At 56.1% G+C, this 15,214-nt stretch carries 11 protein-coding genes; 3 read left to right on the forward strand and 8 right to left on the reverse strand.

Going from position 1 to position 15,214, the window contains the following annotated elements:
• The first annotated feature begins 775 nt into the window (after positions 1-775).
• Both NUV89_RS00530 and NUV89_RS00535 read left to right on the forward strand, forming a co-directional pair.
• Positions 776-3,262: a UvrD-helicase domain-containing protein gene (locus tag NUV89_RS00530; protein ID WP_257779924.1), complete on the forward strand. Its 2,487-nt coding sequence runs from the start codon at positions 776-778 to the stop codon at positions 3,260-3,262.
• Positions 3,259-3,573: a hypothetical protein gene (locus NUV89_RS00535; protein ID WP_257779878.1), complete on the forward strand. Its 315-nt coding sequence runs from the start codon at positions 3,259-3,261 to the stop codon at positions 3,571-3,573. The genes NUV89_RS00530 and NUV89_RS00535 overlap by 4 nt, the downstream gene beginning before the upstream one ends.
• Before the next feature lie 61 nt (positions 3,574-3,634).
• Here the strand turns inward: NUV89_RS00535 and NUV89_RS00540 are convergent, their stop codons facing one another.
• From NUV89_RS00540 to NUV89_RS00565, 6 genes are all read right to left on the reverse strand, one after another.
• Entirely contained in the window at positions 3,635-4,120 is a 486-nt protein-coding gene (locus tag NUV89_RS00540; RefSeq protein WP_257779879.1) for a Mov34/MPN/PAD-1 family protein, read from the reverse strand.
• Positions 4,117-5,739 carry a ThiF family adenylyltransferase gene (locus tag NUV89_RS00545; protein WP_257779880.1) on the reverse strand — a complete coding sequence of 541 codons (1,623 nt, stop codon included), beginning with the start codon at positions 5,737-5,739 and terminating at the stop codon, positions 4,117-4,119. Before NUV89_RS00545 ends, NUV89_RS00540 begins: the two co-directional genes overlap by 4 nt.
• A gap of 115 nt (positions 5,740-5,854) precedes the next feature.
• Positions 5,855-7,096 carry a nucleotidyltransferase gene (locus tag NUV89_RS00550; RefSeq protein WP_257779881.1) on the reverse strand — a complete coding sequence of 414 codons (1,242 nt, stop codon included), beginning with the start codon at positions 7,094-7,096 and terminating at the stop codon, positions 5,855-5,857.
• Positions 7,097-7,106: 10 nt separating this feature from the next.
• Positions 7,107-8,228 (reverse strand): SAVED domain-containing protein, encoded by a 1,122-nt coding sequence (locus tag NUV89_RS00555; protein WP_257779882.1) that lies wholly within the window; start codon positions 8,226-8,228, stop codon positions 7,107-7,109.
• Between the two features lie 536 nt (positions 8,229-8,764).
• Positions 8,765-8,938, reverse strand: a complete 174-nt coding sequence (locus NUV89_RS00560; RefSeq protein WP_257779883.1) for a hypothetical protein — start codon at positions 8,936-8,938, stop codon at positions 8,765-8,767.
• Between the two features lie 1,046 nt (positions 8,939-9,984).
• Positions 9,985-11,043, reverse strand: a complete 1,059-nt coding sequence (locus tag NUV89_RS00565; protein WP_257779884.1) for a DNA-binding protein — start codon at positions 11,041-11,043, stop codon at positions 9,985-9,987.
• 196 nt (positions 11,044-11,239) lie between these two features.
• Here NUV89_RS00565 and NUV89_RS00570 point away from each other — a divergent pair, with 196 nt between their 5' ends.
• Complete coding sequence (locus tag NUV89_RS00570; protein WP_257779885.1) at positions 11,240-12,217, forward strand: tyrosine-type recombinase/integrase; 978 nt, start codon at positions 11,240-11,242, stop codon at positions 12,215-12,217.
• 37 nt (positions 12,218-12,254) lie between these two features.
• On the opposite strand, the gene NUV89_RS00575 is transcribed toward NUV89_RS00570, so the two are convergent.
• Positions 12,255-13,115, reverse strand: coding sequence for a hypothetical protein (locus NUV89_RS00575; protein ID WP_257779886.1), 861 nt, complete (start codon positions 13,113-13,115; stop codon positions 12,255-12,257).
• Positions 13,112-15,166, reverse strand: coding sequence for an AAA family ATPase (locus NUV89_RS00580; RefSeq protein WP_257779887.1), 2,055 nt, complete (start codon positions 15,164-15,166; stop codon positions 13,112-13,114). Before NUV89_RS00580 ends, NUV89_RS00575 begins: the two co-directional genes overlap by 4 nt.
• Positions 15,167-15,214 lie beyond the last annotated feature (48 nt).

Here is a 15,214-nt window from a genome sequence, read left to right on the forward strand (position 1 = left end):
CCGCTTAAAGGGCGCCCGGGTAGTGGCGATACGATACACCGTGTATGGGCCAAGTCATATCGGCGAGCAGTTGCCAAACATCTCGTGCCTAAAGCACCCTCGCCCACTTTTCGGCGCCGCTTTCGGTTACATTTGGTAATCGCTGCGACCTGCACTGACTAAATCGAGCGAACGCCGTGCTGTGCTGGGCAGGATGAAGGTACGAATCGCGCCTTTGGCCCGTCTGGGCAGTTTGGCTTTCATGTTGAAACGCCGCTGAATTTGTTCTTCAGATGGCGTCGTCGGCCCACTTGATCATGCAAAGGAATGGCTCACGGCGGCAGTGCCGGGAGCGGACACTATGACCGGGAAATTTACTCTTGCGTGGTGGGCCAGGTGGCTACCATTCGCAGTTAGATCCGTCGCAATTACTGAGGATGGAGTTGAGTGGTGCTCTCGCGCAGGGCAGCATTACCTTCACTGGAGTGATCTCCCAGAGCCACCGAGGGCAGTGCCGCTATGGTTTCTGCATTCGGTTTGCCTCAATACGCCCAGCAAGACGTTCAGGCTCCATTTTGCCACTCCACGGCATCGAGATGATGTCTGGCAGCAGCTGATCCGAGCGTGGTACGCGCCTCACATCAAGCGGGTCGGTGATCGACTGGAGTACTTTCAGAGCTTCCTGGCGCAGCAGCGGTACATCAGGTCGAGCCAGTGGTCTCCTGTCTTACAGGAGCTCAATACGTGGCGAAACTACCTCCCACCAGTGCCTGCTAATGACGGGCTGCTCAATCCAGTGGCACAAGGTCTGCTCCAGAGTGCTTGGGCGTTGATCCATGATGCAGAGGGTTGTCTAGCTCAAGCTCGGGAGACGTACATCTGCGATGCATTAGACAAGTACAAAGCACTGTTTGACGTCATTGAGAGTCAGCCCCTCTCGGCCAAACAGCGTAGGGCATGTGTGATCGATGAAGACAACAATTTGATTCTGGCTGGAGCCGGTACGGGCAAAACCAGTACGGTTATTGGTCGGGTCGCCTTTCTCGTGCACAGCGGTCAGGCAAAACCTGAGGAAATCCTCCTGCTCGCTTACGGCAGTGCCGCGGCTGCGGAAATGCGCGAGCGTCTGGAGAAGCGCCTGGGTGTTAAGGGGGTTACCGCTGACACGTTTCACGCATTGGGGCGTCGTATCGTAGAAACTGTGGAAGGCAAGAAGTCGGCGATTAGTCCCATGGCCACCGACGGTGCGCTGAAGGCCAAATTCGTCGATGAAACCTTCAAGTCCCTGCAGCACAATGATGCTAAATATCGTGATTTGTTACTGACCTATTTCAAGCATTGGTTGTATCCGGCGCGCAACCCGTTCGACTTCAAATCTCTGGGGGCCTACTACTGCTTCCTGCAGGACAACGATGTTCGAACACTCAAAGGCGAAGCAGTCAAAGGCTTTGGTGAGTGCGACATCGCGAATTTTCTCTTCGCCAATGGCGTGGAGTACCAGTACGAGGCTGTCTTCACTACGCCCGAGCAATCCTCCGACCGCGGTGTATACCGCCCTGACTTCTACCTGCCTGACTACAACGTCTACATCGAGCATTTTGGTACCGATCGGGCGGGGAATACCGCTCCGTACATCGACCGCACCCAATACCATGCAGATATGGAATGGAAGCGCAAAGTTCACAAACTCAAGGGCACCCGGCTCATTGAGACCTTCCATTTCGAGAAGCAGGAAGCTCAGCTGCTTGAGCTACTTGAGAAGCGCCTCAAGGATGAGGGTGTAGTCCTCAACCCCTTACCGCCAGAGGCTGTCCTGGAGACGCTAAGGGAGTTCGGAGCAATTTCGAAGTTCGCCGAAGTCCTCGCGCAGATGCTGGGTCTGTTCAAGGCAGCAAATCTCTCGGGGCCAGAGCTGCTTGGACTGGCGGAGCAGTCACCTCACCCAGCACAAGTCAGGGCTGCACTGTTGCTACTGGCCCCTCTGCTCGATGCATACGACCTGAAGCTGAAATCGGCAAACGATGGCAAAGGTGAAGTCGACTTCGACGACATGATCAATCGAGCTATTGCGTATGTGGATGAGCCTGGGTTCATCGCTCCATGGAAATACATAGTGGTTGATGAGTTCCAGGACATTGCGAAATCTCGTGCGCAACTCGTCCAGGCACTGCGGCACAAATGTGGTGCCTCTTCGCTCTTCTGTGTGGGTGATGATTGGCAATCGATATACCGTTTCGCAGGTAGCGACATCACGTTCACTTTCGATTTCAAGGCACGCTTTGGCTCGACCGCCGTCAGCGACTTGGACAAAACGTACCGGTTCAACAGCAAAATAGGTGAGGTAGCCAGCCGCTTTGTGATGCGCAACCCGCGGCAGCTGGTAAAGCACATCCAGTCCCACGCCATTGCGACCCAGCCCACTGTCTCGTTGCTCAGGTCGTCCAAATCCTCTGCCGGGATAATCGATGAGGTGGTCGAAAGAATCAGCCGAGTCGCCGAGCCTGGCTCGTCGATTTACTTCCTTGCTCGCTTTGGTTTCGATCTACCTGGCCAAGATGCGCTCCATGCGCTGGCACGACGTTATCCGCTGCTCACTTTCAAAGGAGACACAATCCATCGATCCAAAGGCAAGGAGGCCGACTATGTCGTGCTACTAGGCCTTAAAAAGGGCCAGTTCGGTTTGCCATCCGAGAAGGTCACCCATCCTCTGGTCAATGCCCTGCTCCCCAAGGTCGAGGAGTTCTCTCACGCTGAGGAGCGGCGGCTTTTCTATGTGGCGCTGACGCGCGCCAGGCACCGAGTCTACCTCCCTGTGGACATGCGTTCGTGTTCACCATTCGTTCTGGAGCTGATGGCGGATGGTTATCCACTGGAACTCGATGAGTTCGACGCTACTGGCCAGCAACGTGTGTCCCAGGAGGCCAGATGCCCAATCTGTGAAGAGGGTGCTTTGGTCGTTCGGACGAACAAGACCAGCAAGGCTCAGTTCATCGGCTGCTCGAACTACCCGCGATGCACGCATACCGAAAAATGCTGCGAAAAATGTGATGCGCCAATGAATCGAGCAGGCCGTTTCAAAATTTGCGTGAATGAGAACTGCAACTGGTGGATTCCGGTCTGCCCGGTAAGTGGTGGTGACATGTCCTATAAGACAGGTTTCTGGGGTTGCTCGCATTACCGTAGCAATGATCCCGGCTCGTGTCGTCATACTGAAAAACGGATAGGTGATCCGCCCGTGAGACCGTCCCATGTGCTCATGACAAGGACGCAGGCCACTCCATGAATCAAACTGCCCTAACCGCGCGAGAAGCCTGCCAGGTGCTGCGCGACATTGCGCTGGGTGAACGCATCATGCGTCGCCTGGGCGATCAAAGCTGGCGTGCGATCTATTGCGGTCTGATGACCGTCGAAGTCGATGGCTGGGTTATTACGTTCTGCAACGACTGCGATAGCTTGGACTACTGTGACAGTTGCTACAGCCCTGATGGTCGCGCCTACCTCTTTGATTCATCCCAACGCTTTGGCACAGATCCTTTGGAGCTATTGAGTACGTGGGAGCATGCTCAGCTGGAGCGGCTGCTACTCGCTATTTGAACGATCGATGGTGTGCGGGTTACGCGCGGGCCCAGGCACTTGGGCATCGGCGCAACACTGATCAGTCATGCACGGGCAGATGTGGCCTCGCTTCCCAGAGTGCAGACCCATCGTGCACCCAAACTCCGACACTTTGCGGGCACGGGGCGTTACCGATGATAACGAAGACAAGTCCATTGAAGTCGGGGCGCCCTGCCCTCGCCTGTTCGGCAGCCATCGTCAGATCCGCCGGCGACGGGGTTGGATGCGGCTCTGGATGTGTGTGCCAGAATCCGAGACAGTGCAGGCCCCGGGAAAACATCTTGCGCCGTTCCTCATCGATCGATTTGAGGTCGAGCTGTACCCCGGCTCTGAGGGCCCATCGAGGCTTGTGTTTGGTCACAAGGTCGACGGTAATGGTATCGCTGGAGAAGTCCGATGAATACAGTTGCCCGGTGGACTCTTTACTGAACCAGCCTTTCTGAGCGTAGGAGCCAAGTTGCTCCATGATGTTGTCCGGGATCGCCAGCTGCCAGGATGCACCCTGAATCTTGAACATATGCTTCATGGTGCAGGCTTGACCGTGGCGGCGTAGGGTCGCGTGATTTGTACTGAATGGAAGATATCTGCTGACTTGGGTACCAACGGCCCGATATCAACGTCCGCATCGAGGTGCTCGAAGTACGCTGACGATCTGATGTAGCTCCAGATCGCGGAGGCTTGGGCGACGCCGTCCACGATGGCTAAGACACGCTCTGCGGCAAAACTCGCGACGTGCCATGCATCGGCTGCACCGTAAGGATGAAATCCTCTCCCACACGCCTGCAGCTCCACGCGCCCTGAAGCCTTCCAATCCCCGACATTGATTAGATCGGTGGGGTCGTTCGCAGGCCAAACGGAATCGCGATCGACGTACACTACGTGACCCGCGGCGCACTGAGGCTCCATCCACGCATGCACCACCGAGCACCCGCCCAGGGACGCTTCGCGATATTGAGCGAGCAGCGCTCGAACCGAGCTTTCACCGGTGCAATCAATGACCAGGTCGTAACTCCCAGGTTTACATTGCTGGCTGATCCAGCTGGATGCCTGCGTCCAGTACGCGGTGACTTGCACGTCGGGTACCGCCTCCAGCAGGCGCTTGGCAATTTGCTGTGCTTTTCCTTGGTCGAGATTGTTGGCGCCCAGCAGGTGTCTGGCGCAGTTCGCAGCCTCTAGAAACTCCATATCCAGCAAATCCATATGACCAATGCCTGCCCTTGCCAGGAGCTCAGCCAAGGGCGACCCCAAGGAGCCGCAACCCAGTAGAAGGATTTTTGCGGCGCGTCTCCTGGCCAACCTTCCAAGCTGGTGGTCGCGAGCCAACGTCCAGTCACTGTCAACCCGATCCAAGGTTAGAGGCATCAACTGAGGTTGAGTGAGGTTAGGAATCAGTCCTGGCTGCAGCAGGTAGCCGTAACAAACTCCCGACTCCACGAGGACAACCATGAGTAACTCGTGCTTCTTCTCGGGTTTTCGCTTTTCGCTGATCCAGCGTGCGAGGAAGCCCAGGCTCCCTGTGCAACGATCGACCAGATAAGCCAGGCTGGTGAAATCAGCAGGCCAAGTACTGGGACTCCATGGAGTATTGGCTCCTATCTGCACGTACAGAACGACGCCACGTTGCAAGGTGCCTTTGTTCCAGCCATGCCTGACAGCTACATTATGAGGCGCAGTATCTGTTGGGCTGGCGAGGAGCAGCGCGGCGTTAGCGCGGGGACTTTTTTCGAAGTAGCAAGCAACAGAGCCTTCCATGTGTCGCTCAAACGGCTTGAGAATTACGCGTGCAATTTGGGGAGCCGACCTGCCGGAGGCTTTGTGTTGTCTGGTACAAAATCGGGCCCAATAGGAGAGGCGCTCGCGCTGGAACTCTCGTTCGATCCAGTTGGGATCCTGGGTATTGAGCCAAAAGCCTTCCAGTCGGGAGAGAACAGTTTCGAGCGCGCGAGCAGGTGCGGCATAGTCGTCAGGTGAAGGCTCCACACCGTGGCAGAACTCCCCCGTCTCTTCCACGTGCGGCCATACCAGGCACAGGGAGGGTGAAAAATGTACCTTTGGGGTTGAGGCGGGAAAGTCAGGACGGATGGAAATCTGGACACGCTGAGAACCGACGACAGGATGCGACATGGTGATGTCCCAGGCATCCATTTTAATCCGTCGGTTCTGCACCGTGGCCCTTGTCGCAAAGGCTGCCCCCGGGCCGTCAAGCCAGTCACAGATAACTTGGACTGCGGCGTCAAAGGGCGACGGTGAGACAGCTCCGTCAGGCAAGGGTGTCTCCTGCGCCCGTTTTACGAGGCTGTTGAGGCTGGGCGCTATGACTTGGCGACGTTGCTTTGAGGCCCTGAAGGATCCCTGCACCCAGCAGTAGATCCGGCACTTCTTCGTGGCTGCCCTTCCAGGCACGAACGCCCTGTTGGCCGAAGATCTCGCGCACACGCTCCTCTGCTTTTTTGCTGTAGGACTCTGAGAACAAAGCCTCCAGATCCAGCGTCAGTCGTTTATGCCAGTTCCGAAAGCTCTTGTCCCGCGCCCCACCATCCCCATTCCAGCGATCTGCGAAATTTTCGCGTACTTGGCCCTGCATCGCAGGGTTATCAATCTTGATGTGGGTGGAGCGATCGATGTAGTCGGGCATGCGGGAGACAAGTTCCAGGGCTACCTCGATCGCGGAGGAAAAACTCGCCGCTTCATTTTCAACGAGTTCTTTGTAAGCGTGGCCTGCCAGGGTGACCAGGATCACCGAGATAGGCATGGTTTCCCGTATTTCGTCAGGTTGACGCTTGAAGTGATAGTCGCGATGCAGCTTCATCAACTGCACCATCCGACGCAGAATATCGTCGAGTCCGATAGGCTCGCTTGGGATTGGATCAGCGTGCGACCGGGCCTCCAACGACTTCTCCAGCATCACGTACTGGAAAGGGAACCGCTGATCAGCGATATCGCAAAACCATTCGGCAAAATCCTCCGGATTAGACGGACTCCAAACTGTCTTGGGGTCACGTACCCGAAGGTCAGTCCCAATGATTGCCAGGGAGTTAGGGATTGCAGGGGTGACGTCGAAGTAGAACGGTTCGCCCGGGTACTGGAGCCGCCAGCAGCGATTTTTAGGCTGGGGCTGGCCGGCCCCTTCGATTCCTTCGAGTGCTTTACCGAACGCTTGGAAGAACCACTCCGACTCGCGCAGCGGAGTGAACCTTGGCCCAGAAAGCTTTACCACCACATCAAGATCAAATTTTTCTCGGCCGTCGCCGGCAATCGTTGTCTGAGTCCGCATCGACCCCTGTACGACAACGTGTACGTTTGCAATGTCGAGCCCCATTTTCGTTGCGACGTGGTGCGCGAACTGCTCGTACCGCTTCTGCGCCGCGCGGCGCTTTTCCTCTGGTAACTCCAGTTTCTTGAGCATCGAGACGATGAAGCTTTCCCATTGCTTATCTTCGTTCAGGGCTCGAAGCTGCTGGGCGATTGCCCTGGAGCGCCTTGGTTGAGTCATAGATGTCATGAGCTTCTCCTTATGCGTTGCAGGGTGCCGGTTGCTGATGGGTAACGAGCTTTGCCAGCTCGCCTGAAGCGCGGGGCATTTCTATTGCCCAGGGGTAAGGGGGTGTCTGCGTGCGGTTCCACTGGTAACAACGCAGAGGCGGCATATTTCGGGGGTCATAGGCTCGCCCAAAACCGAAGGAGACACTGAACGGTGCGGCCAAGACCAAATGCACCATGCTCACCCCGGCCTTGCCCAGCCTGCAGAGAGTGTCAGTGAACTGCTGCTTGAGCGCCCTGACTTCGGCATCCGACCAAATCGTGTTTACAGTTGGATCGGGCCTTTCCAGGTGGACGATCGATAGACCGGGAAACGCCTTTTCAATGTCTTGAAATTCGGCGCGGTAGCTGGCCGAAACCGCTAGCACTACGTCAGTCTGAGCTTTGATATCGTCCAGACCCTGAACGTCGAAACGGATACCGAGATCGGGCTCAGTCAGCTCACGCCAGTCTTCGCGGGTACGATCCCAATCCATGGCGAGCAGTTGCCCCTCATCATCGAGCAGCATCCCGGCGTAGAACTGAAGCGACACTGGCATCATTCCCCCTGTCACGACCTGAACGTTTGCTCTTGAATTGTCCGCGCGCCATACCTTCAGGTCGCGGGGCAACTGAACGAGGTCATCCAGGGCAGCTTGTATGGATGGCGGCTTCGCGTTGAGCCAGGTGCGCAAGTCACGCAAAAGCGTGTCCCGCCGTCCCACAATGCGTGCAGGTACCGCGCTGGCCAAGGGTTTGTCGGAGGTATCGACTAGGCCCCGAAACTCGATGACAGCTACGCGACGACTGTCTCGATCCTTTCGGTCGGCATGCCAGTCGCGAAGAACAACATACCCTCCTGCGAGAAACCCGATGGCGCCTAGGTAGACCATTACGGTCGACGCCAAGGCATCGAGCCCGCCTGAAGTTGAGAACTTGAACACCTCCACCAAACCAAAAACGTGCTGGGCCTCGACATCGAAGTTGCCTGCGCTCTGGGATGCGATAATCCCGGCCGACGTAGCCATGATCGCAAGGCCGACGTTGCGTTTGCGAACCCAGTAGCCCACCAAGAGCGAACCTAGTCCCATTGCCCACTTCAAGATCTCGGACATAACGCGGCTCCTGCGCTGTCGTTTGAGGGGTGACAAAAACTATATATAGGATAACTGATCCGCAAACAACACTATATGTAGTGTTTGTTGCTGGAGCGTAGACGGCTAGGCATCAGAAAGGCATTCACCGACTACTGTATCCATAACCAGCATGGTTGGCAAATGGCCACGAGAGCGCGGAATCAGTCCATGAACGCCTATCGCTAACGAGTTGGCGGCGAGGGGCGTTTCGAGTGCAGGCTGCAGGGGGCATGGATTGCGATCAAGAAGCTGCCCTGCTTAGCGATCAAACTCTTGGGCAAGCAAATGCTGGGGAAGGCTTGAGTAACCAGGTGATAGGCCGGCAGAGCTATCCAGCAAGAATAGGTGGGATACAACGATGAGTTTGCGTCAAATGTGTCCCTGGGATGATCGTCTGTGCACCGGTAAACGAACCATCGGAAATGACACGTTAGCTGACTTCGTGACCTTGTCGTTTGCGAGTACTTGGAGGTAATGCTCCGCTCGGTATGGCTGACCCCGAGCCGAGGAGCCCATCAGCTTTCTTGGCCATTCTCTTCAACGCCGGCGCCGGGGGAAGGCGGCAAAGGGAGCTGTTGCTTTTTTGCAGCGATTTGTTCGCGCATCCATTCACCCGCCATTTCGTACTCGCGCATCATCGCGTCGAACTCTTCATCAGACAGCGCTCTGGCCTCATTTCGGTTCTTCACATGGCCACCTGGCAGCTCGCAAGAACATGCGTTTTGAAATCTAGACATGCTCGATTGAAGTCAAAGGCCCAATTCTGTACCAAAAAGGTCTTCGCGCATCGCGGAAGTGGCATAGCCATCATTGATTAGACACCGTTGCAAATGACTTGCGAGATGCCATCTCAACCTAGATCGGATTTCTAGATAGCCGATCTGGTCGGGGCCGCGATTTGGCATGGCCTGGGCAAGCGCTAAGCCTAGCGCCTCGAAGGCTTCAGGCCCGATCGGGCCGGAGTACAGGCGAGTCATGTCATCGTGACCGGGGCTGCGCCGATATCGCGACAGGGCCTGTGCAATCGTACTCTTCAGAGAGGGGCCATACACTTGCGACGCTACCACCCAAATGGCCGTCTCCAGATCGGCACCTATCCTCATAAAGCAAAACGCCCAAAAATCACCTCATCCGACCTTAAAAACACAACATATAGATAAGTATATTACAAAAACCACAATATATTGTTTTTTTCAAAAAAACGATTGTTGTTTGTAGACAAAGAGTAAGCAGCAGCCTTTCGGCTGCAAAGAAGGCGATCTCCCCAAGTGCCCTACCCTCACGACGTCCGACCAAGATTGCGCTCAGCCCTCCAGATAGCGTCACAAAATCCGCAAGAATCAGTTCTAAAAACCGGCGTTGTGTCAGCCGAAACGCGCTGCCTGGGTCAACACCGCTTTTTCTTTGCCCTCAAATATAAAGCTCCGTCGCGCTTTAAAAGTTTCAAGGGGGTGGGGTGGTAAAGTTGTCGCAAATTTGAACGTTTTGTCGCATCAAGAACAGTTTTTCTGAAGCTGTCCGAGGTTTAGGGTCACGAATCACGCCGAACGACTATTTCGTGAGGGGCAGGTCATTGCCCTATCGGAAGCATGTTGCAGGCCGCCCATGCGCGTTACTGTCACCAGCGGAGAGAAGCAATTACTGTCGTCCATCAGCATTTGGCTAAGGCGTTGGTGCGCCAGTTTCAAGCTCGTTGAGCACTCGCCGACTCTTCGCGGATTCACTGTGGACGTATTCATGTTTTTTTCCTGCGAGACGTTGAAGAGGTCGTGGGCTCGCTCGATGATTTTTCACCGGCCTCCAAAGTTTGCGCAGTCTCAGCATCCCTGCCCTGCCTTTCGAGTAGCTGCTTGTTCTGGACACTGGCTACGAGCTCCAAGGCCTTTTGCTCTCTCGATTCGGCTTCGGTCGCGGACTGCCGGAGCGTGTGAGTCTCTTTCCGCATTGCGGAGAGCTCCTCCAGGAGGTGTTCAGCGACCCCAGCTGACTTGGCTGCACTCTTTGTCAGTTCTTGAATCTCACCGGTGAGTGAACCTATTTGCGCATGCTGGGTATGGAGTGTCTTTGCCTGCTGCCTGGCCTCAGCAAGCAAACGTTCATTGTCCCGATTCAGCCGGGTCAATTCGTCCTGCTTCACGGCAAGCGTCTCGCGCAGCTTCCGTTGCTCAACCTGCATCTCGTTCAACTGCGATTCGTGCCGGCGTTGATCTTGATCTCGCTGCTCTTTGACCGACTCGCGATAGTGCTCCAATGCACCGCGCGCGTGAGTATGTTTCTCTTCCAGCGACTGAATCCGGGTGTCCTTTTCAGTGACGATTGTTTCCAAGGCTGTACAGCGTTGGCTGAGGCCCGCATTGCGCAGCAGTTCGGTTTGAAGTGAGGACAGAGTCGTCTGAAGTTCTGCGTCCTGGGCTTCGAGCGCTGACTGCATTGTTGCGATTTGCTGCTGGGCTTTGTCGAACTCGGCTGTGAGCTCGGACATCAGTTTATTCAGCTCTGCGCGTTCAAGCTCAAAGGACGAGCGAGCCTGTGCAAGTGCTTCCTCGCCCTCCTCCATAAGCCTATCCAGCAGGGTTTCCACTATCCCAGTCAGCTGCTCGCCGAGTCGCTCCCGTGGCGCGACACGGCCAGGGCTGAGTGATTCCAGCTCCTTAAGGTACCGCGAAATGGTGGTCTTAGAGCCGGTGTTTCCAAGCTCAACACGCACCGCATCAATGCTGGGATTCAGCCCTCTAGCCAGCAGCGCTTGCTGCGCTTTTTGCACGACTGCCTTGTTGATACCGCCACGGGCCATGGGATCTCCTACGATTTCATACCGTGTTACATGTCATGTACTTACGTTTCATGATACTAGCATATGTTATCGATTGAGCTCTGATTCCTATGAGCACATAATGGAGACTTATGGCTTCTTTACTGACGAAACGGTCTTTAGGCACCGGTAAAAGTGTGGAATGCTGGGATCACGCGGATTTTGAAGGCTAAGGGCGATGGACAAGGCTAATCGGTACCTCGAGGCGGGCACCCGCGAGAACACCCGTAAGAGCTACCGGGTTGCAATCGAGCACTTCGAAGTGACGTGGGGCGGCTACCTGCCCACGACTGGTGATGGGATTGTTCGCTACTTGGCCGAGTACGCCGACAAGCACGCGATCAGCACACTCAAGCAAAGGCTGGCAGCGCTGGCGCAGTGGCACATCTCCCAAGGGTTTCCAGATCCCACCAAGACACCCGACGTGCGCCAGATGATCAAGGGCATCCGAGTGGTGCATCCCGCCCAAGTGAAGCAAGCAGCCCCGCTCCTGCTCAAGCATCTGGAGCAATCCGTAAGGTGGCTGGAGTCTGAGGCTGCCGCCGCGCTGGATCGCGGTGACTACAAGACCCTCCTGCGGCACAGACGCTCGATTGCAATGGTGCTGATTGGCTTCTGGCGTGGCTTCCGCGGAGATGAGCTGGCCAGGCTCACGGTGGAGAACACAAAAGCCTATAGCGGTGAGGGCATCACGTTCTTCCTGGCTTACACCAAAGGTGATCGCCAGCACGAAGGGGCAACCTTCCAGACGCCAGCACTAACGATGCTCTGCCCGGTTGAGGCCTACATCGATTGGATCACTGTTGCGGGAATCGCCGCAGGCCCCGTGTTCCGGCGTTTGGATCGATGGGGCAATCTGTCGGACAAGGCCATCCGCCCACACAGCCTAATCCCCATGTTGCGCCGCATCTTCAAGGAAGCTGGACTGCCTGAGGAGCTGTATAGCACCCATTCCATGCGACGAGGCTTTGCGACCTGGGCATCGGCCAATGGATGGGATATCAAAAGCTTGATGGGCTATGTCGGCTGGAAGGACATGAAGTCGGCGCTTCGATATGTTGACTCGGGCGTGTCGTTTGGCGGCCTGGCCGCCAAATCGGCGTCTCCGGGTAATGTAGGCGTTGCCCAATTGGAGCGACGCCCAGAAGCCCGGTGATTTGATGACTGTGATCTCCACCCGGCCATAGCAGCTCCTACAGCCCAAGCGTCGGCAGGTGAGGCTCCAAATGAAGCTTAACGAGGGTGCGTGTGAAGGCAACGTAGGGTTCGCCAGAGTTCAACATGGCCATTAGATCGGTGAGATCCTCGCCAGGGTCAACACGATCCCCTAACGCGCGCTTGATGTGTCGTATGCAGCTCATTACGCTCCGGCCATGTCGTGCTCTAGCTTGCAGCAACTCCGCCCGAGCCAAGCCGAGGTAATGAATGCTCGCTTCACCCTTCTTGCAGACCACACCATTCACTTTTACGGGCTCGACAGCTCCGTTATCGCTAAAGACCAGGTGATCGTCTGGATCGTCCAAGCAGGGGTTCAGCAATAAGGGGACTTCGACCCTCAACGCACCTGCCCGCTGGGCTCGGGCGCTGTGTGCCGCAATTGGGAAGAAGTTTGACTTGCCGATCACTCGTTTCTGGTTGTCAAAGTCTTCTTGCTCTCTCGGGCGATTACAATCTGCGCAGGAGATCAGGAGGTTGCTCCACTCCGCAGCCAACCACCAGTAGCCATCGTGCACGGGCGCATTATTAACAGCCCCCCTCTTTGATCGTTTCGCTGGCTTGGGCTTGAAGGGCAGCTCGACATCTTTCGCGATTTTACCTTTGGGGCGGTAGTGCTCGATGTCGCCGGGCTGAGTGCCGAGCAGGGATGATTCGCAAAAAACACATTTGCGACCAAATATCTCGGCAAGCCTTTGTCGCACTGATTTGGCTCTATACGCCTCAAAGCTCAACTCAACCCCGGCAGCTAGTGCCTTGCGGTTTGCTCTGCGCTCACGAAGGCCAGCTAACAGCAGACCATCAGGGATGCTTCCGTTGGGGCGTTCCAATTTGATCATCTCCCTTCCCCCTCATCAGCCGGAGTCGGTTTCGCCACCTTTGCCATCAAACTCTTAAGCCGCGCGACCGTGGCGTCAGAGAGCTCCCGAGCGCTCGTTGTGGTATGCGCAGGGGGCTGATCCTCTTGATCGGCATCAAGGAGCTGCAGCGCCAGTCGCTCGCGACGCGTGGAACCGAGGTATCGGGCATCCGTCAGACGCTCGATAAGGGAGTCAAGCTCGACCTGTTCTGCCTTGGTTCGCTTGCGTTTCTTCATGAGGAGCTCGTAGCGCTGGATGATGAGATCCATCTGCGGATCAACCGTGCTGCGCAAGCCGAAGTGCTCCGAGGCAAGTAGCTGATCCACCCGCAGGCCCGCAACGGATGGTAGATCATCGAGAGCGTAGATCGCACCAGTCTTGTCGCGCATCAAGACAGCCACCTCTCCGTCGTAGAGCCCTCTCAGGCACAGCGGATCGTGAGTGCTGTATATGAATTGGGCCCTTGGGAAAGCTTGCCGCAAAGCGCTTAGGCACTGAAGTCGCCACGCTGGATGAAAATGATTTCCCAGTTCGTCGATTATGACGACGCCTTCGGCCGATTCGATGGAGGTCTCCGAGCGGAATAGAACCTTCATGATCTCCACAGCCATGCCAAGCATCGATTGGTAACCATCACTCAGCTCCCCGATGAGCCTGGCTCGAGATCCTCCGATTGAGAGCCGAACGTCCCCGCCCCTTCCATCCTGGACGACCTGCACCTGGTGCTCCTGTGGCATCAGACTCGACAACACCGTATTAACCTCATCGAGACGGTGTGGGGACAACTGCTCCAACCACTCAGCCGGATGGCTCAAAGGAAGGAAAGGGTCAAATAGGTTATCGATTTTTGCGTGAGCTTTACCTGCCTTGGGCTTATGACTTCCCCGCGGCAAGAGCCGCGTGGCCCCGTAGGCTAACACCAGAGACCTCGAACCCTTTTCACTGAACAGCAACGGCTTGTCGCGGCCCAGTGTTATCGATACATCGTGCTCGGCGCCTACGATAGAAACAGACACACCCCCTTGCAATGCGCCTTCTGAGAGGAGGTCGTTGCTCGACAGCCTCATGCGTCCTGCGTAACTCTTGCCAGCGAGACAGAGCGCCAGGGCGCGTAAAACAGTACTTTTTCCAACCCCATTTTCTCCGAGCAGCGCAAAGCATGGCGCTCGAGGAGACTCGGAGCGGCTCAGGTCTAGATCGAGGTGCGCGATTGGCCCAAAATTCGTTATCTGGATCCGTGACACGTACTGCGCAAAATCCAGATAGGTGTCTATGCCTTCGCCCGTTTCCGTATTTACTAAAGGCACCTTCGAGGGAGGTCGATCCGTTTTCGCAGCAAAGTCGGAGGGGGCTTTATAGGTGTTGAGCAACTGACGCCAAACCGCGCGATGTGCGCCACCACCAGCGGCGCGCGACACACGCTCATCGTGTGTGGAAAAGCTGAAAAGCTTTGCTTGATCGGCGCGTGCGCTGACCAGTTGCGTTCGGTTGAGAGCAAACAATTTGATCGTCTGCTCGCCGACATGACTGAGAGGCATGACCAACCCACCCTCTAGGAATTGGAGGTGCTCATCAGGATCATTTCGGCATGGGTCGATGATCAGAGGTCTCTCCCAATCCACGATCTCGTCATAGCTGAGGTTCGGCGGAGCATGCTCGCCGTCGACGGGGAACCGGTCGGCCTTGTAACGGTTGCAGGTCGGGCATGCCCAATACAAATTGCGCCAGTCGAACGCCAAGTGGGCATATGGCTGCTCGCTTGTGTAGGCGCCCCGCCCACCGATGCGCCTGGGACGGAAGCGCTCAATTTCCCCCTTGTCAGTAGCAGTCTCGCAATAGCAGCAGCTAGCGCGGAACGCATTGCTTAGAAGATCCACAATTTCCCGACGATGACGATCCAATACGACCGGCATCCCGCGCCCGGACTTAGTCGACACACCTTCGTATAGAGCCAAGAGGTCATCCACCGGAGCGTCAGCTTGGTAGCGAAGCAGAAAATCCGGGCATGGTGATCGTTTGGTAGGGGTCATCCTTGGCTCCGCGGGCAATTTTGTAAAAGTCGTCTATTCAGCCGCACT

The organism is Pseudomonas sp. 18.1.10 (assembly GCF_024655625.1).
Classification (GTDB): domain Bacteria; phylum Pseudomonadota; class Gammaproteobacteria; order Pseudomonadales; family Pseudomonadaceae; genus Aquipseudomonas.